Annotated in this window: 20 protein-coding genes; 3 read left to right on the top strand and 17 right to left on the bottom strand. The window is 58.0% G+C overall.

Going from position 1 to position 21,200, the window contains the following annotated elements:
• Window positions 1–5 precede the first annotated feature (5 nt).
• The 11 genes from ACTJJA_RS07080 to ACTJJA_RS07030 all read right to left on the bottom strand — a co-directional run bounded on the left by ACTJJA_RS07080 (window position 6) and on the right by ACTJJA_RS07030 (window position 13,056).
• Entirely contained in the window at window positions 6–995 is a 990-nt protein-coding gene (locus tag ACTJJA_RS07080) for a putative FMN-dependent luciferase-like monooxygenase (RefSeq protein ID WP_440667064.1), read from the bottom strand.
• Window positions 992–2,599 (bottom strand): dipeptide ABC transporter ATP-binding protein, encoded by a 1,608-nt coding sequence (locus ACTJJA_RS07075; RefSeq protein ID WP_440667062.1) that lies wholly within the window; start codon window positions 2,597–2,599, stop codon window positions 992–994. Before ACTJJA_RS07075 ends, ACTJJA_RS07080 begins: the two co-directional genes overlap by 4 nt.
• Window positions 2,596–3,447, bottom strand: a complete 852-nt coding sequence (locus ACTJJA_RS07070; RefSeq protein WP_089598521.1) for an ABC transporter permease — start codon at window positions 3,445–3,447, stop codon at window positions 2,596–2,598. The genes ACTJJA_RS07075 and ACTJJA_RS07070 overlap by 4 nt, the downstream gene beginning before the upstream one ends.
• The gene (locus ACTJJA_RS07065) at window positions 3,444–4,388 is read right to left on the bottom strand and encodes an ABC transporter permease (protein ID WP_126817019.1); all 945 of its coding nucleotides are present in this window, start codon (window positions 4,386–4,388) and stop codon (window positions 3,444–3,446) included. Before ACTJJA_RS07065 ends, ACTJJA_RS07070 begins: the two co-directional genes overlap by 4 nt.
• 10 nt (window positions 4,389–4,398) lie before the next feature.
• On the bottom strand, window positions 4,399–6,018 hold the full coding sequence (locus ACTJJA_RS07060) for a TIGR04028 family ABC transporter substrate-binding protein (protein WP_440667059.1): 1,620 nt from the start codon (window positions 6,016–6,018) through the stop codon (window positions 4,399–4,401).
• Between the two features lie 149 nt (window positions 6,019–6,167).
• Window positions 6,168–7,178, bottom strand: coding sequence for an alcohol dehydrogenase AdhP (adhP, locus tag ACTJJA_RS07055; protein ID WP_440667057.1), 1,011 nt, complete (start codon window positions 7,176–7,178; stop codon window positions 6,168–6,170).
• Between the two features lie 322 nt (window positions 7,179–7,500).
• Window positions 7,501–9,213 carry an ABC-F family ATP-binding cassette domain-containing protein gene (locus tag ACTJJA_RS07050; protein WP_440667055.1) on the bottom strand — a complete coding sequence of 571 codons (1,713 nt, stop codon included), beginning with the start codon at window positions 9,211–9,213 and terminating at the stop codon, window positions 7,501–7,503.
• Window positions 9,214–9,651: 438 nt separating this feature from the next.
• Window positions 9,652–11,349: an NAD-dependent malic enzyme gene (locus ACTJJA_RS07045; protein WP_089598514.1), complete on the bottom strand. Its 1,698-nt coding sequence runs from the start codon at window positions 11,347–11,349 to the stop codon at window positions 9,652–9,654.
• A 176-nt stretch (window positions 11,350–11,525) separates the two neighbouring features.
• Complete coding sequence (sra, locus tag ACTJJA_RS07040) at window positions 11,526–11,663, bottom strand: stationary-phase-induced ribosome-associated protein (RefSeq protein WP_013096533.1); 138 nt, start codon at window positions 11,661–11,663, stop codon at window positions 11,526–11,528.
• Between the two features lie 95 nt (window positions 11,664–11,758).
• Complete coding sequence (gene bdm / locus ACTJJA_RS07035) at window positions 11,759–11,974, bottom strand: biofilm-dependent modulation protein (protein ID WP_010431341.1); 216 nt, start codon at window positions 11,972–11,974, stop codon at window positions 11,759–11,761.
• 230 nt (window positions 11,975–12,204) lie between these two features.
• Window positions 12,205–13,056: a Vmh family MBL fold metallo-hydrolase gene (locus ACTJJA_RS07030; protein WP_440667052.1), complete on the bottom strand. Its 852-nt coding sequence runs from the start codon at window positions 13,054–13,056 to the stop codon at window positions 12,205–12,207.
• A gap of 111 nt (window positions 13,057–13,167) precedes the next feature.
• On the opposite strand from ACTJJA_RS07030, the gene ACTJJA_RS07025 reads away from it, so the two are divergent.
• Window positions 13,168–14,061 (top strand): LysR family transcriptional regulator, encoded by an 894-nt coding sequence (locus tag ACTJJA_RS07025; RefSeq protein WP_440667050.1) that lies wholly within the window; start codon window positions 13,168–13,170, stop codon window positions 14,059–14,061.
• Window positions 14,062–14,064: 3 nt separating this feature from the next.
• Here the strand turns inward: ACTJJA_RS07025 and ACTJJA_RS07020 are convergent, their stop codons facing one another.
• Window positions 14,065–15,024 carry a hypothetical protein gene (locus ACTJJA_RS07020; RefSeq protein WP_440667048.1) on the bottom strand — a complete coding sequence of 320 codons (960 nt, stop codon included), beginning with the start codon at window positions 15,022–15,024 and terminating at the stop codon, window positions 14,065–14,067.
• Between the two features lie 115 nt (window positions 15,025–15,139).
• Between ACTJJA_RS07020 and ACTJJA_RS07015 the strand changes: the two genes are divergently transcribed.
• Window positions 15,140–15,568: an OsmC family protein gene (locus ACTJJA_RS07015; RefSeq protein ID WP_010431333.1), complete on the top strand. Its 429-nt coding sequence runs from the start codon at window positions 15,140–15,142 to the stop codon at window positions 15,566–15,568.
• Window positions 15,569–15,592: 24 nt separating this feature from the next.
• Here the strand turns inward: ACTJJA_RS07015 and ACTJJA_RS07010 are convergent, their stop codons facing one another.
• The gene (locus ACTJJA_RS07010; protein ID WP_440667046.1) at window positions 15,593–16,498 is read right to left on the bottom strand and encodes a LysR family transcriptional regulator; all 906 of its coding nucleotides are present in this window, start codon (window positions 16,496–16,498) and stop codon (window positions 15,593–15,595) included.
• Window positions 16,499–16,615: 117 nt separating this feature from the next.
• Between ACTJJA_RS07010 and ACTJJA_RS07005 the strand changes: the two genes are divergently transcribed.
• Window positions 16,616–17,365, top strand: coding sequence for an SDR family NAD(P)-dependent oxidoreductase (locus ACTJJA_RS07005; RefSeq protein ID WP_108417417.1), 750 nt, complete (start codon window positions 16,616–16,618; stop codon window positions 17,363–17,365).
• Here the strand turns inward: ACTJJA_RS07005 and ACTJJA_RS07000 are convergent.
• The 4 genes from ACTJJA_RS07000 to ACTJJA_RS06985 are packed head-to-tail and all read right to left on the bottom strand — an operon-like array spanning window position 17,362 to window position 21,182.
• Window positions 17,362–18,291 carry an oligopeptide/dipeptide ABC transporter ATP-binding protein gene (locus tag ACTJJA_RS07000; protein ID WP_100166613.1) on the bottom strand — a complete coding sequence of 310 codons (930 nt, stop codon included), beginning with the start codon at window positions 18,289–18,291 and terminating at the stop codon, window positions 17,362–17,364. The genes ACTJJA_RS07005 and ACTJJA_RS07000 overlap by 4 nt on opposite strands.
• The gene (locus ACTJJA_RS06995) at window positions 18,284–19,270 is read right to left on the bottom strand and encodes an ABC transporter ATP-binding protein (protein ID WP_440667043.1); all 987 of its coding nucleotides are present in this window, start codon (window positions 19,268–19,270) and stop codon (window positions 18,284–18,286) included. The genes ACTJJA_RS07000 and ACTJJA_RS06995 overlap by 8 nt, the downstream gene beginning before the upstream one ends.
• On the bottom strand, window positions 19,270–20,163 hold the full coding sequence (gene ddpC / locus ACTJJA_RS06990) for a D,D-dipeptide ABC transporter permease (protein ID WP_215229869.1): 894 nt from the start codon (window positions 20,161–20,163) through the stop codon (window positions 19,270–19,272). The genes ACTJJA_RS06995 and ddpC overlap by 1 nt, the downstream gene beginning before the upstream one ends.
• Window positions 20,160–21,182, bottom strand: a complete 1,023-nt coding sequence (locus ACTJJA_RS06985) for an ABC transporter permease (protein WP_042717629.1) — start codon at window positions 21,180–21,182, stop codon at window positions 20,160–20,162. The genes ddpC and ACTJJA_RS06985 overlap by 4 nt, the downstream gene beginning before the upstream one ends.
• Window positions 21,183–21,200 lie beyond the last annotated feature (18 nt).

The following is a 21,200-nucleotide window of genomic DNA, read 5'->3' as shown; positions in this document are numbered from 1 at the left end:
TCTCCTCAAACAATGTGGGGGGCGATGTGTTCTGCAATCAATTCAATCGATCGTAGGGTGTCCCGGTGCGAAGGTTCTACCGAATGCACCTGGAATGAGATATCTGTGGCGCGCGCCAGGATGCCGTCCGCTTTAAGCGAGTTCAATACCGTTTCCGGCGACCCGATATGCGCATCGAACTGTCTGCGATAATCCGTGACAGTGTCACCTGTTACCCTATGGCCCGCCGCGCGATGCTGCTGCGCCTGTCGGGTTAAGCCCGGCGTGGCCACCTTCAGCGCATAGTCATCGCTGTCGGCAACGAACGCCGTACGTGAGGCCAGGATCCGAGGCGCGATACCGGTGGGTAGCGCGTCAAGATAGGCGTCAACAATCGGGTTTTGGATTTGGTCGAGCGTTAAATCTAACTGTTCAGGGGGGCGAGGCTGGGTACGAGACAGCATCAGCCCATGACCGGCCCGCGCGGCGCGCACGGCACCGTCGACGGAGAAGGTGGCGATCCAGATACGGTCGGCCAGCTGTGGTGCAGGCGGATAAAGGTGGTTATCCGGATGGGTCAGCGAATCCCCGCGCCACGCGCTTTGGATCGCGTGCAAATGGTCAGCGAATACCGCGCCGCGTTCTTCAAACGTCAGGCCAAAGGGCAGAAAAGAGGTCGGCGTGCCGCCGGAACCAAAACCGACTTCAAGACGTCCATTGGCGAGTAAATCGAGCACGGCGGCATCTTCTGCGACGCGGAGAGGGTTTTCCATCGGCAGGGTAATGATGGCCGTACCCAGACGGATGGTTTCGGTATGCGCGGCAACGTGTGCCAAAAACAGCAGCGGCGACGGCAGCCCGCCTTCGTTTTCATGAAAGTGATGCTGCGCAATCCAGGCGCTGTCAAAACCGTGGCGTTCGGCGTGGCGGATCTGTTCGGTTGCCAGTCGATAGCGCTCCTTTGGCGTGGCGTCGTCAAGCAGGCGAGTGAAAAAGCCCAGGCGTTTTCGCGTCATGCGAACTCCTCCGTAGCGGGTGAAAAATGGGGAATAGCGTCGATCAGTTCGCGGGTATAGTCGTTCTGCGGGGCGTTGAACAACGTCTCAACGGCGCCATGCTCAATGACTTTACCGCCCTGCAGCACGGTGACGGTGTGGGCTATGCGGCGAACCGTTGCCAGATCGTGTGTGATAAAGAGATAGGTCAGGCCAAGCTGTTGCTGCAGCTGCTGGAGAAGCGCCAGAATTTGCGCCTGCACGGTAACGTCCAGCGCGGAGGTGGCTTCATCCAGAACGATAAGGGTCGGCTCCAGAATCAGCGCCCGGGCAATGGCCACGCGCTGGCGCTGCCCACCGGAGAGTTCCCGCGCCGTACGCCCCAGCACGTTAAGCGGCAAAGCCACCCGCTGCGCAACCGTCTCCACGCGGGTCCTACGCTCCGCTTTACTGAGACGGGCGAAATTTTTCAACGGCTCTTCAATAATCTCAAACAGCGTCTGATGCGGGTCGAGCGAGGCAAACGGGTTCTGGTAGACGAACTGGATCTTCTGACGCAGCTGTCGACGTGCCTCCCTGCTGAGCGTGGTGGCATCAATATCATCGATAATCACCCGCCCGCTGTCCGCCTGCTCAAACCCGAGCAAAATGCGGGCAAGGGTGGTTTTGCCCGATCCCGATTCGCCGACTAACGCGTGTGTACTGCCGCGCGTGACGTCAAAACTGACGTCGTCCAGCGCCTGCAGCTGATGCCCTTTACCCAACGAGAACTGCTTGCTAATGGACAGCGCGCGAATGGCAGGCGAGACCAGCGGACGTCCCGAGACCGGCGCGATAGTCAGACGCTGGCCCTGTAAATCGCTTAACAGCTGGCGGGTATAGGCATGCTGCGGGGCGCGGACGATATCATCGGTCGCACCGTGCTCCTGCACTTCACCGTGGCGGAACACCAGCAGCCTGTCGGCGCGCTGTGCGGCCAGCGCAAGGTCATGCGTCACAAACAGTACGGCGGTACCGGACTCCCGGCGAAGGGCGTCCAGCAGATCCAGAATGCGCTTTTGCACCGTCACATCCAGCGCGCTGGTCGGCTCGTCGGCAACGATCACGTCCGGTCGCAGGGCAATGGCGATGGCAATCAACACGCGCTGTTTCATGCCGCCGGAGAGCTGATGGGGATATTGCTTCATGCGCTGTTCGGGGTGGCTCAACCCCACTTTGGTCAGCAGGGCGAGCACCTGCTCATCACGCTGGGCGCGGGTCACTTTTTGGTGTAGTTCAATTATTTCACCCACCTGCGCACCGATGGTTTTCACCGGGTTGAGGGAATTACCCGGATCCTGCGGGACGAGGCTAATCCGCGCGCCACGAAGGGTATCGAGACGTTTAGCTGACCACTGGCTTATCTCCTCGCCGTTGAGGATGATTTTGCCCGCATCACGCCGGGCGTTGTCAGCCAGCAACCCCATGATCGCCTGTGCGGTGCTGGTTTTACCGGATCCTGACTCGCCTACAAACGCCAGCATTTCCCCCCGCTTGAGGGTAAAGCTGACGTTATGCACCACCTCTTGCCAGTGGCGGGCGGTGCGGTAGCTAATCGTCAAATTTTCCACTGAGAGAACGGTCATGAGCGACCTCCGCTAAACTGCTGGCTGATACGGTTGGTGGCCAGCACCACGGCAATGACCACCACGCCGGGGAAGGTGGTTAACCACCAGGCGGTTGAGAGATAGTTACGGCCTTCCGCAATCAGTAAACCCCATTCCGGAATGGGGGGCGGAGTGCCATAACCGAGGAAGCTCAGCGTAGACAGCGCCAGGATAGCCTGACCAAACTGCAGCGTGGCGAAGGCGAGGACGGCGGTTAACGAGTTGGGCAAAATGTGTCGCCACAGCACGGCGAAGAACGTTCCGCCGCTGCCGTACGCCGCTTCGACGTAATCGGTATGCCTGATGCGCACGACTTCACCGCGCGCCAGGCGGGCAAAGCTGGCAATCGAGGCGACGCCCACGGCGATGGCGGCGTTGACGGTGCCAAACCCGAGCAGGATGATCACGGTCAGGGAAAGCAGCAGGGACGGAATTGACAGCAATACGTCAACAAAACGCATCAGCAGAGATTCGACGCGCCCGGCGAACGCCCCGGCCACCACGCCCAGCCCGGTGCCGACCAGCAGCCCCATGGTGACGGCGGCCAGCGCGGCGCTCAGCGAGTGCGACGCGCCGTAAACAATTCGGGCGTACACGTCGCGGCCAAGCTGATCGGTTCCGAGCCAGTGATCGGCCTGCGGAGCCAGACGCTGCGCCCCGGCAATCCCTTCAATCGGGCTGTAGTGGGTAAACAGACCCGGCGCAACGGCGGCGAGCGCGGCGGCGATAATGACCGCCCAGGCCAGCCAGAGTCCCGGCTGCCACTGCAGCCCTTGCCACGTCGGGACGCGTTTGCGCGCGGCGGCAGCGTAATCGACCAGACTCATGAGGCACCTCCGGTAACGGTTTGCAGGCGTGGATCGAAGAGCGGCATCAGCAAATCCACCATCAGGTTAATCAGCACAAAACCGAGCGCAGAAATCATCACCACGGCCTGAAGCACGGCGATATCCTGGTTATTCACCGCCTGCTGGGTCAGCTGTCCCAGCCCGCTGCGGCCAAAAACCGTTTCGGTGATCAACGCCCCGGCAATCAGCTCGCCCAGCAGCAACCCGGCAATGTTCAGGACCGGCAGCAGGGCGTTACCGGTGACGTGACGCCACAGGACGGCGGTTTCGCTCAGCCCTTTTGCCCGGGCGACGGCGACAAACGGCTGCGCCGCCACCTGGTCGAGACTGCGCATCAGAATCTGCGCCAGCGGGGCGGAGATCGGGATCGCGACGGTGACGATCGGCAGGATCAGCCCCTGCAGCGGCGTCGGGTTAATCACCGGGATCAGCCGCAGCTGAAAAGAAAAGAGCTGGATGAGGGCAATCCCCAGCCAGAACGTTGGTAAGGAGATAAACAGGACCGGCAGAGACTGAAGGGTATTACTCAACCAGCGCAGACCCGGCAGGCGGGAGGCAAAGGCCAGCGCAAACGCCAGCAGGACCGCGAGCACAAACGCGGGCAGAGCGAGGCTCAGGGTGTCCGGCAGATTGCTGGCAATTAGCTCGCTAACCGGTACGCCAGCCTGCAAGGAGTAGCCGAAATCACCGTGCAGCATAGCAAGCAGCGTATGAAAATATTGCTGCCACAGCGGGCTGTCCGCGCCGTACGCCACGCGCATTTCCTCGATTTGTGCCGGGCTGAGTCCCAGATCCGGGTTCTGAAATTTGATCAGCACCGCGTCACCCGGCAGCACCTGGAGCAACACGAACGAGAGGGTAAAGGCAGCCCACAATACCAGCAGGCCGTGCCCAAGACGTTGAAGAAGTGCGTGGCGCATCGTCAGCTCCTCAGTGTTTCTCAATCCACGCGCCGTAGAACGACGGGCGGCCAACCGCTTCAAAATTCACACCTTTTAACCACGGCGCACCGGCAAAGACCTGCGGCTCCTCGAAAATCGGAATGACGTAGGCGTTATCCAGCAGATAGCGCTGGGCGTCTCCCGTCAGCTGCAGGCGTTTTTGTGGATCGACTTCAGCAGAAATGTTCACCAGCAGTTCATTCAGCTTGTCGTCACGGAAGTTTTTGACCTTGTCGCTGGAGCCGCCTTTTTGCAGCAGCGCGTCGCGGTTAGCGGGGTAGAACATGCTTTTCACCACGTCCGGATCGGCGCGGCCCACTTCGGAGACGGTCAGCGGGGTTTTCAGCGGGTCAAGGTTATCCAGCGTGCGACTGCCTGCGTCACCGGCTTTGACGCTCAGCGCCACGCCCACCTGTCGCCACTGCTGGGCAACCAGCTGCAGCACCTCTTTGTTTTGCGGCTGCGGCAGGGATTCATATACCGTCAGTGCCAGACGTTGACCGTCTTTAGCGCGGATCCCGTCGCTTCCCGCTTTCCAGCCCGCCTCGTCCAGCAGCCGGGTGGCTTTAGCCGGGTCAAAGGTCAATTTATCGCTGAGATCGACAAAGCCTGCGGCGGAATCGGCAATCACCGACTTCGCCTGTGGGTAGTTAGGCGAGAAGAGGGTCTCAACTACCTGTTTGGCGTTGGTGGCATGCAGCAGCGCCTGGCGAACGCGGATATCGGAGACCAGCGGGTTATCCGGGCGGAAGCTGATACTGTCATTCACCCCGCGCGTAGGTGCTGCGTAGATTTTATAGCCCTGATCGGTCGCCTGCTTTTCGTCATACGCCTGCACCTGGCGAATAAAGTCGGCCTGACCCGCCAGCAGGGCGCCGACGCGCACGCTGTCCTCCTGGGTCACGATAAACTTGATGCCGTCGAGATTCGCTGGCCCCTGTTGCGCCAGGCTTTTCGGTCCCCACTGGTAGTCTTTACGGGCTTCCAGCGTCACTTCGCGTCCGAGCTTTTCGTCTTTAACCACAAACGGCCCGGAGCCAACGATATGGCGGGCATCCCCCAGCTCTTCGAAGTTGCGCTTCAGCGTGCTGAGCGAGACCAGCCCAGAGCCAATGGTGGCCGTGCCCTGCAGGAACCCCGGCGATGGTTTTTTGAAGTAGAACTTCACGGTCAGCGGGTCGATGACTTCGCTACGATCGTAGTTATTGATCACTTCTGACACCGGAAGGCGCTGCGCCTTATTGCCTAAACCGTAGGTATCTAAATTTTTCGCCACGGCGTTGGCGTCCAGCGGCGTGCCGTCGGAGAAGGTGATGCCGGGACGAAGCTTAAAGGTGTATTCGGTTTTATCGGCGTTGGTGGTCCAGCTTTCTGCCACCCAGGGTTCCACCTGCAGCGTTTTCGGGTTCTGCCACGTCAGCTTGTCGGTGATTTGATTCAGAATGCCGCCGTTCGGGTAAAAGCCACCGGCGGGGGGATAGAGGTTGGTGTGCGCCTGTTGCTCCAGATAAATCAGCGTACCGCCTTTAACGGGCGCTTCTGCTGCCCAGGCTGTTGTTGTCGCCAGAATCAGCGCCGTCAGCAGCGGCAGACGAAATGGGGTTTGCATGGTGAATTCCTTTGTTATCTTCTTGTTAGCGTCGGATTCATCATCGGGCGCGGGGGAAAACAAGGGAACAAAGGAATTAAGATAAGGATTGCCGGAAAATGGCTATAAAAAAACCGCCCCGGAGAGGAGCGGTGATGAAAGATGATCGGTTATGAACGCAGGTCGATCACCATACGGCCGCGGATCTGGCCCTGTTCCATCTCTTTAAAGATGGCGTTGATGTCCTCAAGCGGACGCATCGTCACTTTCGGCACAACCTTACCCTCAGCGGCGAACTGGAAGGCTTCCTGCAGATCCTGACGGGTGCCGACAAGCGAACCGACCACCTGAATGCCGTCCAGCACCAGGCGCGGAATGTCGAGGCTCATGGCTTCCGGCGGCAGGCCAACCGCAACCACGCGGCCACCGGCACGCACGGCATCAACGGCTGAGTTGAATGCGGCTTTTGCGACAGCAGTAACGACTGCGGCATGTGCGCCGCCCGTTTTCTCCTGCACAATTTTCGCGGCATCTTCGCTGCGGGAGTTGATGGTCAAATCTGCACCCATGCTGGCCGCCAGCTTCAGCTGTTCGTCGTTAACGTCAAGGGCGATGACTTTGGCGTTAAAGACGTTTTTGGCGTACTGCAGCGCGAGGTTGCCCAGCCCGCCCAGACCATAAATTGCAATCCACTGGCCCGGTTTGATTCCAGACACTTTCACCGCTTTGTAGGTGGTGACGCCTGCACAGGTAATGCTGCTGGCCGCTGCCGAATCCAGACCGTCCGGCACTTTTACCGCATAATCCGCGGTGACGATGCACTCTTCTGCCATGCCGCCGTCAACGGAGTAGCCGGCGTTTTTCACGTCGCGGCACAGGGTTTCGTTGCCGGAATTACAGTATTCGCAGTGGCCGCAGCCTTCGAAAAACCACGCCACGCTGGCACGATCGCCAACTTTCAGTGATTTCACACCGGGGCCGATTTCCTTCACGATGCCAATCCCTTCATGGCCCAGGATCACCCCGGTTTTATCGCCGAAATCGCCGTTCTTCACGTGGAGGTCGGTATGGCATACGCCACAGCACTCCATCTTCAACAGGGCTTCCCCGTGCTTTAGCGGACGTAAGGTTTTTTCGGTAACGTTGACCTGGTGGTCCTGTGTGACAACAGCAGCCTTCATGTCTATCTCCTTGTTCATGATGAGAATCTGTATATACCCTAAATAATTCGAGTTGCATGAAGGCGGCAAGGGAGTGAATCCCCGGGAGCTTACATAAGTAAGTGACTGGGGTGAACGAGTGCAGCCAACGAACAGGCAACTTGAAGTATGACGGGTAGAGCAGGTGTAATACCCCTTAAGGATTAATACATTAGCCTGGTAATGCAAGGCTGCCGCAACATAATGCCATCATTTGATTCGATTTCAGATTAAGAATACGGCGATCCTCTAATAATTAAGGGGGGAAAATGCTGGCCCGACGAGGTGCTCGCCGGGCGCAGACTTACAGCTGTGCTTCTATCTCCTCAATCTCCTTACGCCATTGCGCCTGCAGCTGCGGTTTTTGATGCTTAGGCTTGCGCGCCAGATCGTCTTCCAGCAGCGTTTCCAGCGCGACCAGCCGTTCAAGCAGATCGTCATACGGCGAGGGTTGAACTGTCTCAGCGGCGATGACAGGCGCGGTGGATGTCACCAGACCCGCGCTTTCACGCATCCGCTCAAACACCGCTTCGGCATCGTGCCATTCGCTCAGTATTCCCTCTTCAATCAGCCAGAAACGGTTGCAGCTTTGGCTGATTAACTGACGGTCATGGCTGACCAGCAGCACGCCGCCTTCGAACTGCTGAAGGGTTTCTGCCAGCGCCGCTTTGCCTTCCATATCAAGGTGGTTGGTCGGCTCATCCAGCATCAGCAGGCTGTAGCGGGCAAGCGTCAGGCCAACGAACAGCAGGCGCGAACGCTCGCCGCCGCTGAGCGTGCTGACTTTTTGCCCGTGACGGGACCACGGGAACCCGGCGCTGATGAGCGCCATCTTCCTGTTTTGCGGATCGGGCGCGAAGGGCTCCAGCGCGTCGAGCAGCGTGGCGTCATCCGGCAGCTGGTTCAGCGTCTGGTCGTAATAGCCTGGCGACACGCGCGGATGGATTTTCAACCCGCTGTCTGCGGGCTTATCGGCAAACTGTTGCCAGATAAGCCTCATCAGCGACGATTTGCCGCAGCCGTTACGACCGACAATCGCCACGCGATCGCCGCTTTTCAGCCGCGCCATTTCGATGTTAAACAGCGGGGGTAACCCGGGCGCAGGCGGGACGTCGAGGTTTTCCAGTTCCAGTAGACGGTCTGCCCGCAGCGCGTCTCCGCGCAGGGTTAACGTCCACTGACTGCCCGCCGTAAGCGCCGTCTGGCTCTCTTTGAGCCGTTCAACCTGTTTTTCCATCTGTTTGGCTTTGCGGGCAAGGTCTTCGTTATCGTAGACCTTTCCCCAGGTTGCCAGCCGCTTCGCGCTGGCCGTCACGCGGTCGATCTCTTTTTGCTCTGCCTTATGGCGCTGCGCGTCGCTTTCATCTTTTGCTTCAAGCGCCTTGCGTGCCGCCGTGCAGGGAAGGGCAAAGTAGTGCAGCATTTTATCGCGCAGGATCCAGCTGCCGTTGGTGACGGCATCCAGCAGCTGTCTGTCGTGCGAGACCAGCACGAAGCTCCCGGACCAGTTCTGCAGGAATTGTTCCAGCCACAGCAGGGTCGGCAAATCGAGGTGGTTGCTCGGTTCGTCCAGCAGGAGCAGATCCGGATCGTGGATCAACGCTCGCGCCAGCAGCAGACGCGTATGCTGCCCGCCGCTGAGCGTTGCGGATTGCAGCATCATATCCTGCGGCGTGAAGCCCATGCTTGCCAGCAGCGTTTCGGCTTTCCAGCGCAGGCTGTCGCGCTCAGTAAAAGGCAGCTGTGCGAGTACGGCATCCAGCATGGTCAGCGGGAAAATGGCGTCCGGGAGATGTTGCTCAACGCGTGCCATCAGGCAGTGCCCGGCCAGCGCTACCGTTCCGGCAGCAGGGGAGTCAGTGCCGTCCAGCACCTTCAGCAGCGTACTTTTGCCGCAGCCGTTATCGCCCAGCAGGCCAATGCGGTCGCCTTTTTTCAGCGTAAAGGAGAGTGAGTCGAAGAGCGTGCCAAACGCCGTATCAACGCGTAAAGATTGTGCAGTGAGTAAAGTGCTCATTGTTGCTTACCCAAGAGTTACAGGCATGTTTATGCCTCGTCAAACATCGCTGACGATAACTCAGTAAGCCCGAGAGAAGGGATTTCAGGGGTTGGTGTCTTCGCTCAAGCAGAAGTTATCGCAGCACGATACCGATAACGCTTGAGCTGGTGCGATCACCAAATGTATGTGAAACATTGAAAATTTCACAGTACAGCATAATTGGCCTCCTTATATATTCAGTGGGTTAATGGATGAAAGGAGTGTAGCGGGGGAAAAGGGGTTTGGCTAGTGGGTATTCGATGGTGCGGTCTGTTGCCCTCACCCTAACCCTCTCCCACAGGGAGAGGGAAAACACCCGGCCCGTAGGCCCGGTAAGCGAAGCGCCACCGGGCGATTAAGCCGCACTACGGTCTCCGGTCCTCTCTCTGTTGGAGAGGGAACGGTCGGCGCGCAGAATTAAATCGAGGTACGGCGATAGCTGCGGTATTCAGGCTTCCAGAAGTTGTCGTCGATGGCCTGCTGCAGCGCATCGGCAGAGGTTTTCACCGCCACGCCCTGCTGCTGCGCCATTTTACCTACCGCGAATGCGATAGCGCGCGACACCTTGTGAATGTCTTTCAGCTCTGGCAGCACCAGACCTTCGCCGTCATTGACCAGCGGAGAGTGGCCTGCCAGGGTCTCGCTCGCCGACATCAGCATTTCATCGGTGATGCGGGATGCGCCGGAGGCGATCACGCCCAGACCAATGCCCGGGAAGATGTAGGAGTTGTTGCACTGGGCAATCGGATAGGTTTTATCCTTCCACACCACCGGATCGAACGGACTGCCGGTCGCGACCAGCGCGTTACCTTCGGTCCAGGCGATGATGTCCTGCGGCGTCGCTTCCACGCGTGAGGTCGGGTTAGACAGCGGCATCACGATAGGGCGCTCGCAGTGCTTGTGCATCTCGCGAATAATCTCTTCGGTGAAGAGACCGGTTTGTCCGGAAACGCCGATCAGAATATCCGGCTTCACGTTGCGCACCACGTCCAGCAGGGAAAGGACTTCGTTGTCGGTATCCCAGTTTTTCAGGTTTTCGCGCTTCTGCACCAGCTTGGTCTGGAACGGCAGCAGGTTCGGCATACCGTCGGTCAGCAGGCCGAAACGGTCAACCATAAAGACGCGGGAGCGGGCCAGCTCTTCGCTTAACCCTTCACGCTGCGTCTGGGCGATAATCTGCTCGGCAATACCACAGCCCGCAGAGCCTGCGCCAAGGAAGACAATTTTCTGGTAGCTCAGCTGGCTACCGGCTGCGCGGCTGGCAGCGATCAGCGTGCCTACGGTCACCGAGGCGGTGCCCTGGATATCGTCGTTGAACGAGCAGATCTCATCCCGATAACGGTTCAGCAGCGGCATCGCGTTCTTCTGCGCAAAGTCTTCGAACTGCAAGAGTACGTCTGGCCAGCGCTGTTTCACGGCCTGGATGAAGTCGTCGACAAACTGATAGTACTCATCGTCGGTAATACGCGGATGACGCCAGCCCATGTAAAGCGGATCGTTTAACAGCTGCTGGTTATTGGTTCCGACATCCAGCACCACCGGCAGAGTATAGGCCGGGCTGATGCCGCCGCAGGCGGTATACAAGGAGAGCTTACCGATTGGGATCCCCATCCCGCCAATGCCCTGGTCACCAAGACCCAGAATGCGTTCGCCGTCGGTCACCACGATGACTTTAATATTGTGGTTTGGCACGTTCTGCAGAATATCGTCCATGTTGTGACGGTTCTGATAAGAGATAAATACCCCACGGGAACGACGATAGATCTCAGAGAAACGTTCACAGGCGGCACCCACCGTCGGGGTGTAGATCACCGGCATCATCTCTTCGAGATGGTTTTGCACCAGGCGATAGAAGAGGGTTTCGTTGGTGTCCTGGATGTTGCGCAGGTAGATGTGTTTGTCGATTTCCGTCTTGAAGCCCTGATACTGGATCCAGGCGCGCTCTGCCTGTTCTTCAATGGTTTCAACCACTTCAGGCAAGAGGCCAAGCAGGTTAAAGCTGCCGCGCTCTTCCATGCTGAAGGCGCTGCCTTTGTTGAGCAGGGGAAATTCGAGTAAAACGGGTCCGGCGTATGGGATGTATAAGGAACGATGTTTTTTCAGTTTGTTGTCCATGTCACTCACTCTTTTTATGAAGATCCGTCCCTGACACTGCTGTTTGTCATCTTTCTGGCCTGTGCTACGGGGTGCGGTCCGGCGGTATTATAAAGGAGCTAAATATTAATTACCGCAACACATAAACAAAAACACCATCGGGATTACCGATGGTGTCGTAAATATCTTACTGGAACTTACTTGCCTGCGTGGCGCTTTCTGCCCGTGGCGTGGGTGACCTGCGTTTCACTGTCGCCCTCAATCACCACTTTACGTTGGTTTGAAAGCTTGTAGTTCAGTCCCAGAATATGGCGTGCCTGACGGTTCGATTTCATGTTAACTCCTCAATCCTGTTGATAGTTTTAAGGACAAGCTTGCTTACGCAAACGAAATGTAACCCCTTAGGTTGCAGATCCAGCTTAGCAGGTTTTTACAAAGGTGCGTTTCGCCCGCTAACAACATAGTTAATGGTCTGCTGGTAGATGTCACTGAGGATGTCATTGTCTGTGGATTCCACCCACTTGGTCAGTTCCATCAAAATGTCATCTTCAGTCACAGCACCGTGCTCGGCGTGAAGACCCTGCGCAATGGCGTTAACGAGTTCCGGTTGTGCTGCTGTAGTATTTGCCGGGTAATAAGTAAACATGCTGCCTCCGTGTCGTTGTCTGTTTAATGTTACGGCGTGCAAAAATATAATTCACATTCAGAATGGCAAATATTTCCGGCGCTGTGTGTAAGATTCATCTTAGAATTAAAAAAGTCATAAGTGCATGCTTTTATGTGCTTTTAAAAAGGAGGGGGAATCAATGGGAGAGTGGGTAGATATTTGCGGGTTGCTCCTGCTATCACGGAAATATAGCAGGAGCAGATTTTAACTTACCACTTCATTTCGCCGGTATTCACCTTAGCGCTTAACTCAAGAGAACTGACTTCGGCCAGGTCCGGCTGCTGTTTTTTCATCGCGGCAATCACGCCAGTAGAATCCTTATGCTTAGCCAATGCCTGTTCAAACTGCTGCAGATACGTGCGGGTAAAGTCGATAGCGCCGGTTCCGGCAGGCGGCGTACCGAGGTAGTGGCCCGGGATCACGCGCTCTGGCTTGTGCGCGGCCATATTATCCAGGGTTTCCTGCCACTGCTGACGGCGAGCCGACGTTTGGGTATCCGCTGTCCAGACGTGAATGCCCCAGGAGACGCCGGTGCCGCCGAGGATAGTCTTCGCTGACGGGATCCACACATAGGCCACGTAGCTGTCTGGCTCCTCAATATCGATCTTTTCTCCGTCAACCATAAACGTGGTGGACGCGAGCACCTGCGGGACAACCAGCTCCGTTGGCGCGCCGTCTTTCATCTGCGGACCCCAGAAAGCGAGCTTGGCGTCTTTGGTGGCTTTGATATGGTCAACCACATGCTGCGTGGCCACCACTTTGGCATTCGGGAAGGCTTTCACCAGCGGCTGAAGGCCAAAATAGAAATCCGGATCGCCGGAGGTGATCACAATTTTGTTCAGCGTTTTCCCGCTTTTGCGGATTTTTTCTACCAGCGCTTCGCCATCTTTCACGCTGAACTGCGCGTCAAACAGCACCGCCTCTTTCGGGCCGGAGACCAGCGTGGAGGAGACCGCAAAAATGCCTTTTTCCTGCGGGTTATAGGTATCAATGGTCAACGGCGCGGCAAACACAGCCGGAGTAAAAAGGGTGGAAAGCAGGGCAAGGTGAGTGAATTTCATGCTGTTGTCTCTGTTGTTCAGTAATATCGCTATTGTACGGATATTCGCATTTGCCAGAATTCCTGAAACAAGACATGCTTTGTTTCATAAATCGAGCAAATGGAGTGTTGTATGGATCGCGTTATTGCTGCTCAGGTCTATAACCGAATATGCGAGCTGGGGAGCCTGAGCGCGGCAGCCCGCGCGCTGGGTATTTCTCGCCCAATGGTCAGCCGCTATCTGGAACAGATGGAAAAGTGGGCGGGAACGCGGCTGGTAAACCGCTCGACGCGCAAGCTGACGCTAACGGCGGCAGGGGAAAAGGTGCTGCAAAAAACGCGCACGCTTTCGCAGCTGTCGCAGGAAATTGAAGATCAGTCGGCAAAAGATTTGCCTTCAGGCACGCTGCGGGTGGCCTGCGCGCATTTTACCGCTATGCACATTATCGCGCCGGTGCTGCCCGATCTGCTGTCCCGGTTTCCGCAGCTGCGCGTTGAGCTGGACGTGAACAACCACCCGGTGAGCCTTGTCGGAGAACGGATTGACGTGGCGATTCGCATCACAGATAACCCGGAGCCGGGAATGATTGCCCGCAGGCTGGGTGAGTGCCGCTCCGTACTCTGTGCATCGCCGCAGTATCTCGCTACCCACGGCATGCCAGTACATGCGGATGATTTAGCGCAGCACAACTGTCTGCATTACAGCTTTTTCGCTGGCCAGTCGTGGCACTTCCTGACGCCGGAAGGGGAAAACGTCAGCGTCGCCGTAAGCGGCAACCTCAGCGCCAGCATCTCATCGTTGTTGATGGATGCGGCAGAGAAGAACTGCGGCATTGCGATGCTGCCAGAGCAGGAAGCACACGCCGCAATTGAGCAGGGTACGCTGGTCCCGTTGCTGACCGGGCTGAAACCCAAAACCTTAGCCATCCACGGTATTTATCAGTCCCGGGAATATCAGCCCGCAGCACTGCGCGTCTTTCTGGACGAAATTGCGCGCTATCTGTCAAACGACCCACGGCAGGGCTGATGGCTATTTCGCATTCAGCCAGGGAGATGACGTGCTCCAGAAGATGATATCAGCGCCGAGGTAATGCTCTGCAAACTGCACAAACTCATTTTTGGTGAACGGTTTACCGGTCGCCGGGTTGCGGTAGGTCAGGGTTGGCTCCTGAACGGCCATGGCGACGAGGGCCAGTTTACCTTTGTACTGATTGAAGAACGGGTAAGCGTTCTTCATGTGCGCCTTGCGGTTGGGAACGATATCCGGGCCGCCGAGGCCGACGTTATTGGCGCTGGCGAAGGCAAACAGGCGTCCCATGTAATTGCGATCGTTATTCCACTCGCACGGCCAGAAGTTGACATACTGCACGACATGGGACTGGCTGAACGCTTTTCGTGCATAGGTCAGGTTTTCCATTTCTCCGGCAAAATAGCTATCACATGAAAATCCCTTCGGTGGTTTTTTCTCGTCAAGATCTATCGCCGTTTCGGGAAGATTCACGCCATACACGCGGCCATCAAATTGCTTAGCAATGGCCGCCAGTAACGCCTGATACCGCTGACGCACGGCGGGATCCCACTGTTGAGCTACCCAGCCCGAGCCAACCGGTTTACCTTCCCCAGGGTTATCAAACTGCGGCGCAATGCCGCCGCCATATTGCTTATCCTTCATCAGATAGTCAGGAACATAGCGGGCATCTTTTTCGAAAAAACGATCCTGAATTTGAATAAAGAGTTTTTTATTGGCGGCCTTGAGGCGCGCCAAATCCTGCTCAATCTGCGAGAAGTCATAGCTGTCCTTCTCTTTTTCCAGCGCGCGCCAGCTGTAAACGATCTGCACACCGCCGATGTCGCTTCGCGCAATAAGAGGGAACGCCGCGTCGAGATCGCCTGAACTGGTATAAATAAAGTTTTCCGGCGTCTTTGCCAGCAGAGACAGCGACATAGCCAGCGTTGTTACCGCGAGGACCATCCTGAGTTTGAGTGTCATATGTTTATCCTTGTTGTCGGTAGGGCAGAGGTAAGTTACGGAATTGTCTGGGTTCAGGGGAGTGCCAGAGGCATAGTCTATACTTAACCCTTTGTAAGCCAAAAGGAGAGCAAGAATGACGATTCATAAGCACGGTTCGGCACACTGGTCTGGTGACATCAAATCAGGAAAAGGGACGGTTTCAACGGAAAGTGGCGTCCTGAATCAACAACCTTACGGCTTTAACACCCGTTTTGAAGGCGCTAAGGGCACGAACCCGGAAGAGTTGATTGGCGCAGCGCACGCCGCCTGTTTCTCAATGGCGCTGTCGCTGATGATTGGTGAAGCGGGCTTCACCGCGGATTCCATTGACACCACGGCGGATGTCTCACTGGACAAGGCCGACGGTGGTTTTGCGATCACAAAAATTGCGCTAACCAGTAAGGTCACCGTACCGGGTATTGACCCCCAGAAATTCGACGGCATCATCCAGAAGGCCAAAGCTGGATGCCCCGTATCGCAGGTATTAAAAGCGGAAATCACGCTGGACTATAAGCTCAACTAAGTCTAAAGCCGGGCGCCCGCCCGGCTAGCCCTTCAACGCTGTCGGGAACACGTCACCCAGCCACGTAATAAATGCCCGCAGGCGATGCGTCAGATGCCGGTTTTGCGGATAAACCACGTGAAAAGGATAATCTGCAGGACGCCATTCATGAAGGATTTCAACTAACGCTCCGGTTCTCAAAGAGGAACGGGCCGCGTAGCCAAACGTCTGAATAATTCCCAGCCCCGCGACCGCCGCCGCCAGGTGCGCATTGCTTTCGTTCACCCCAAGATAGTGCGGCACGCTGATGTCCAGCGCCTCGCCGTTTTCTCTGAAGCGAAAAGGAAACGCCCGCCCGGTCACGGGTGAGAGATAGCTCACCAGCTTGTGCCCATTGCGCAGCTCTTGCGGGTACGCGGGAATGCCGTGACGCTTCACATAGTCGGGTGACGCACAGGTCACCCTTTCCGCCTCCCCGATGCGGCGGGCGATCAGCGTTGAATCATCAAGCGGGCCACCGCGGATCACGCAGTCCACATTGCCGCCTATCAAATCTACCGGGCGGTCAGCAACGCCCAGATCGATGCGAATATCCGGATACCGCTGCATAAAGTCCGGCAGCAGGGGGATCAGCACGTCGCGCGCGGTGGAGCCGCCGACGTCAATACGTAAATGCCCTTTGGGCGTACAACAGGAGGCACGAAACGAGGTGTCGATATCCTCAATATCAATCAGCACCCGCATGGCTTTTTCATAGTATTCCGTCCCCTCCAGCGTCGTCACGACGCGGCGGGTTGTCCGGTGCAGCAGCCTCGTTTCCAGATGCGTTTCCAGCGATTTAACCAGCTTGCTCAGCGTGGCGATCGGCATGTTCAGAGAATCTGCCGCACGCGTGAAGCTGCCGGATTCGACGACTCGCGTAAACGCCCGCATCGCCAGTAATTGATCCATGCGAACCCCCGGATTATTTCTCTGTGTGAATAGTCATTTTCATTTTTGCCCATTTTTCACCAATAACGCCAGCGCTAAAGTGTGTTCAACCCAACCCCCTTATCAAAGGTGAATACAATGAACACAACGCTCGCAGGAAAAATCGCACTGGTCACCGGCGGCAGCACAGGTATTGGTCTGGCAACCGCGCAGGAGCTGGCGGCACAGGGTGCTAAGGTCTATATCACCGGTCGCCGCCAGGCCGAGCTGGATGCCGCGGTCACCAGCATCGGTGCCGCTGCCGTGGGTATCCGTGCAGACGTCTCTTCGCTTGCCGATCTCGACCGGATCTACGCCCAAATTGCGCAGGAAGCAGGTCACCTGGATATCCTGTTTGCTAACGCAGGCGGCGGGGACATGCTGCCGCTCGGGGCCATCACCGAAGAGCAGTTTGACCGGATCTTCGGCATTAACGTGCGGGGCGTACTGTTTACGGTACAAAAAGCGCTGCCGCTGTTGGTCACCGGCTCATCCATCATCCTTACGGGGTCGACCGTGTCGGTGAAAGGGACCGCCAACTTCAGCGTGTACAGTGCCAGTAAGGCCGCCGTGCGTAACTTTGCCCGCTCCTGGGCACTGGATTTGCAGGGGCGAGGCATTCGCGTCAACGTCGTCAGCCCTGGTCCAGTCAAAACCCCAGGACTGGGTGACCTGGTGCCGGAATCCCAACGCCAGGGGCTTTACGACGCATTGGCCGCTCAGGTTCCGCTGGGCCGCTTAGGGGCACCGGGAGAAGTTGGTAAAGCGGTGGCGTTTCTGGCCTCCGACGCGGCCAGCTTTATTAACGCCGTCGAGCTGTTTGTCGACGGCGGAATGGCGCAAATCTAACCCGCATTTCGCCAGCAGCGCACGTTCCGGCCCTCACGCGAGGGCTGTAACGGCTGAGGACGTTCACACCCCTGCGTTGCCATCGGGCAACGGTCGCGAAAATAACACCCTTCTGGCAGATGGCGGTTACCCGGAAGGTCCGTTTTACGCAGCGCCAGCGCTTCATCCAGCGGCACGCCGGTTTTCGGGACGGAGTCCAGCAGCAGCCGGGTATACGGGTGCTGAGGATCCCCCAGAACCTGCGCGGCGCTTCCCAGTTCAACGATTTGCCCCAGATACATCACCGCCACGCGGTCGCTCATGTGCCGGACCACCGAGACGTTATGCGAGATCAGCACATAGGTGAGATTGCGCTGCTGCTGCAGCTTGATCAGCAAATTGAGGATCTGCGCCTGCACGGAGATATCCAGCGCGCTGGTGGGTTCATCCAGCACGATGACGTCAGGATCGGATGAGAGCGCGCGGGCGATGGCGATGCGCTGGCGCTGGCCGCCCGAAAACGCGTGGGGAAGCCGATCGAGGTATTCCGGACGAATCCCGACCTGCAGCGCCAGGTCCTCAGCAAGCTGGCGACGTTCACGTACGCTGCTGCGTTTTTGCACCCACACCGGCTCGGTGATAATCCGCCAGACCGGCAAGCGCGGATCGAGCGACGAGAGCGGATCCTGAAACACCATCTGCATATCACCAGCATGGTGTGTCCGCTGGCAAACGCCGGTACTGGGTTTGAGCATCCCCATCAGCAGCTGCGCCAGCGTGCTTTTGCCGCAGCCGGACTCTCCGACAATGCCCAGCGTTTCCCCCCGATGGAGCTGGAGATCCAGCCCGTTGAGGGCGTGAACCTGCTCGGTAACGCGCCCAAGCCAGTTTTTGCGCGCGGTAAAGTTCACGTGCACGCTGTTCAGTTCCAGCAGAATGTCAGACATGGTGTGCCCCCTGTTGCGGGTACCAGCATGCCGCCTGTTGGCCTTCAGCGCCATGTGGCATCAGGCGGGGCGTTTCGCCGCATTTCGCGCCAGCGGCAAAGCAGCGCTCGCGAAATGCACACCCGCGCGGAAGCTGGCTGAGGTTGGGTACCGTGCCGGGAATGGCGGGCAGAACATCGCGAGGTTGGCCGTTTTCCGGTGCGCACTGCAGAAGGCCGATGGAATAGGGATGAACGGGATGATGAATTAACGTCTGCGTGGCACCGCTCTCTATCACGCTCCCTGCATACATCACGTACATCCGGTCGCAAAGCTGCGATACCACCGCCATATCGTGGCTGATAAACAGCACCGAGGTGCCGCTGGCGCGCGCTTTATGCTTCAGTAACCGCAGCACCTGCAGCTGGACGGTCACATCCAGCGCGGTGGTCGGCTCATCCGCAACGATAAGCTCCGGCTCGCAAGAGAAGGCAAGGGCAATCATCACCCGCTGACGCATACCGCCGGAGAGCTCAAACGGATAGCGCTCCATCACTCTGGCCGCGTCGGGGATTTGCATCTCCTCCAGCAGGCTGACGGCTTTTTGCTGCGCCTCCCGCCGGGAAAGCGGCTGATGCTGGCGGATCACCTCCACCATCTGTTTGCCGATGCGCCGGGTGGGATTGAGCGCCGTCATTGGCTCCTGAAAAATCATCGCCACCTTCGCGCCGCGCCACTGGCGAAGCTGTTTTTCCGTGGCGTTCAGCACGTTTTCACCCAGCAGAGTGACCTTTCCGTGATGAACACGGTAACTGCCTTCCGGCAGCAGGCGCATCGCCAGCATCGCCGTCACCGATTTGCCCGAGCCGGATTCGCCCACCACGCCGACGATTTCCCCGCGTTTGATCTCCAGCGAAACGTGGTTAAGCGCATGAACGTCTCCGCGAAAAATCGGGAAGCTCAGGTGTACATCTTCTATCGCTAAAACGGCATCACTCATCACTGCTTTCCTCCCGATTTCGGATCCAGCAGGTCGCGGATCCCATCGCCAAACAGGTTAAAACCGACAGCGGTGATCAGAATCGCCGCCCCCGGAAAGGCGCAGTACCACCACTGGTCAAGCACGTAGTTGCGGCCAACGGCGACCATCGCACCCCATTCGGCGGTGGGCTGCTGCGCGCCTAAACCAATGAAGCCCAGCGTGGCGGCCATCAGGATCGCGCTGCCGATATCCAGTGAGGCCTGCACAATCAGCGGCGGCAGGGCGTTGCGCAGGATGTGCCAGCTGATCAAGTGCCATCGCGATGCGCCAAAGGTACGTGCGGCCTGCACGTAGGTAAACTGGCGCACCACCAGCGTTTGCCCGCGCGCCAGGCGGACATAAAACGGAATGCGCACAATCGCAATCGCCAGCATGGCGTTAAACAGGCTCGGGCCGAGCGCGGCGGCCAGCGCCATCGTCAGCACCAGCGAAGGGATGGAGAGCATAATGTCCATGATCCGCATGATAATGGCGTCACCGCGCCCGCCCAGCACGCCGGACAGACAGCCGAGCAGCGAGCCAATACCGCCCGCGATCGCCACCACGGCTAACCCTGCGGTTATGGATTGCTGGCTGCCAATCAGCACCCGGCTGAACAGATCGCGGCCCACTTCATCGGTGCCAAACCAGTGTTGCGCAGACGGTGCCTGCAGGCGGGCGGTCAGGTCGAGCGCGTTCGGGTCGTGCGGTACGATCCACGGTGATGTCACCATCAGCGCCAGCATCAGCAGCATAATCACGCCGCCAATCAGCGTGAGCGGGCTTTGGCGCAGCATCCAGAACAACTTTGCCCAGTTGATGCGCTGCGTTGCGGGTTTTACGGGTACGGACGTTTCCTGAGTTAACATCATTCGGCACCTCCGCGCCCGATTCGTGGGTCAATCCACAGATAAAGCAGATCCACCACCAGATTGACGAAGACATACGCCAGCGACACTACCACCGCGAAGCCCATTACCGCCGGGAAATCCAGCGCCTGAATAGAGGTCACCACCCAGGCACCCATTCCCGGCCAGGCAAAGACGGTTTCGGTCAGCACCGCACCGTAAAGCAGATCGCCCAGCGCCAGCCCGAGCACCGTAATCGACGGGATCATCGCATTGGGCAGAGCATAGCGCAGGACGATGTACCAGCCCGGCAGGCCGCTGGCGCGGGCGGTGCGGATATAATCCTCGCTAAGCTGCTCCAGCATCGCCGAGCGAACCTGTCTCGCTACAATTCCCAGGTGAACAAACGCCAGGGTGAGCGAGGGGAGAATCAGGTGCTGCAGCGCGTTGAAAAACACCTCGCCGTTGCCCTCCAGCAGCGCATCCAGCAGATAAAACCCGGTCACGTGCGCGGGCGGATCGAGCCAGTCATCCAGCCTGCCGCCGCCCGGGAGAATTTGCAGTTGTCCGTAGAACAGCACAATCACCCCCAGCCCCAGCCAAAACGCGGGAGTGGAGATGCCGGTCATCGCCATCAGCCGCACCAGGTGATCCAGCCAGCGGTTACGGTAGACCGCGGATAAAATGCCCAGCGGCACGCCAATCACCAGCGCCAGCAGCAGGGAGCAAAAGGCCAGTTCCAGCGTGGCGGGAAAAAAGGCCTTCAAATCTTCCGCCACCGGCCGCCCCGTGCGGATGGAGGTGCCTAAATCACCGTGCGCCAGCGCGTCCACGTAACGACCAAACTGGACCCAGAGCGGCTGGTCCAGCCCCAGCTGCTGGCGGATGCTCTGGACCATTTCGTCGCTGGCGCGGTCACCGGCCAGCAGGCGGGCCGGATCGCCGGGGATCATGTGTGAAATAACAAAGGTGATAATACAGACACCGGCCACCACCAGGAGTAACCCCCAGCAGCGCTGGCGCAGAATGCTCCAGAACGTCATACATTTTCCCCCGGCGAG

This window comes from Enterobacter sp. 22452, from assembly GCF_052045065.1.
GTDB lineage: Bacteria > Pseudomonadota > Gammaproteobacteria > Enterobacterales > Enterobacteriaceae > Enterobacter > Enterobacter mori.
The sequence above is the reverse complement of the archived record's forward strand: the minus strand, read 5'-3'. Positions and strand labels throughout refer to the sequence as shown.

Coding starts and splice junctions, on each gene's coding strand:
- ACTJJA_RS07080 (WP_440667064.1), bottom strand. CDS start 995: ATGACGCGAAAACGCCTGGGCTTTTTCACTCGCCTGCTTGACGACGCC.
- ACTJJA_RS07075 (WP_440667062.1), bottom strand. CDS start 2,599: ATGACCGTTCTCTCAGTGGAAAATTTGACGATTAGCTACCGCACCGCC.
- ACTJJA_RS07070 (WP_089598521.1), bottom strand. CDS start 3,447: ATGAGTCTGGTCGATTACGCTGCCGCCGCGCGCAAACGCGTCCCGACG.
- ACTJJA_RS07065 (WP_126817019.1), bottom strand. CDS start 4,388: ATGCGCCACGCACTTCTTCAACGTCTTGGGCACGGCCTGCTGGTATTG.
- ACTJJA_RS07060 (WP_440667059.1), bottom strand. CDS start 6,018: ATGCAAACCCCATTTCGTCTGCCGCTGCTGACGGCGCTGATTCTGGCG.
- adhP (WP_440667057.1), bottom strand. CDS start 7,178: ATGAAGGCTGCTGTTGTCACACAGGACCACCAGGTCAACGTTACCGAA.
- ACTJJA_RS07050 (WP_440667055.1), bottom strand. CDS start 9,213: ATGAGCACTTTACTCACTGCACAATCTTTACGCGTTGATACGGCGTTT.
- ACTJJA_RS07045 (WP_089598514.1), bottom strand. CDS start 11,349: ATGGACAACAAACTGAAAAAACATCGTTCCTTATACATCCCATACGCC.
- sra (WP_013096533.1), bottom strand. CDS start 11,663: ATGAAATCGAACCGTCAGGCACGCCATATTCTGGGACTGAACTACAAG.
- bdm (WP_010431341.1), bottom strand. CDS start 11,974: ATGTTTACTTATTACCCGGCAAATACTACAGCAGCACAACCGGAACTC.
- ACTJJA_RS07030 (WP_440667052.1), bottom strand. CDS start 13,056: ATGAAATTCACTCACCTTGCCCTGCTTTCCACCCTTTTTACTCCGGCT.
- ACTJJA_RS07025 (WP_440667050.1), top strand. CDS start 13,168: ATGGATCGCGTTATTGCTGCTCAGGTCTATAACCGAATATGCGAGCTG.
- ACTJJA_RS07020 (WP_440667048.1), bottom strand. CDS start 15,024: ATGACACTCAAACTCAGGATGGTCCTCGCGGTAACAACGCTGGCTATG.
- ACTJJA_RS07015 (WP_010431333.1), top strand. CDS start 15,140: ATGACGATTCATAAGCACGGTTCGGCACACTGGTCTGGTGACATCAAA.
- ACTJJA_RS07010 (WP_440667046.1), bottom strand. CDS start 16,498: ATGGATCAATTACTGGCGATGCGGGCGTTTACGCGAGTCGTCGAATCC.
- ACTJJA_RS07005 (WP_108417417.1), top strand. CDS start 16,616: ATGAACACAACGCTCGCAGGAAAAATCGCACTGGTCACCGGCGGCAGC.
- ACTJJA_RS07000 (WP_100166613.1), bottom strand. CDS start 18,291: ATGTCTGACATTCTGCTGGAACTGAACAGCGTGCACGTGAACTTTACC.
- ACTJJA_RS06995 (WP_440667043.1), bottom strand. CDS start 19,270: ATGAGTGATGCCGTTTTAGCGATAGAAGATGTACACCTGAGCTTCCCG.
- ddpC (WP_215229869.1), bottom strand. CDS start 20,163: ATGATGTTAACTCAGGAAACGTCCGTACCCGTAAAACCCGCAACGCAG.
- ACTJJA_RS06985 (WP_042717629.1), bottom strand. CDS start 21,182: ATGACGTTCTGGAGCATTCTGCGCCAGCGCTGCTGGGGGTTACTCCTG.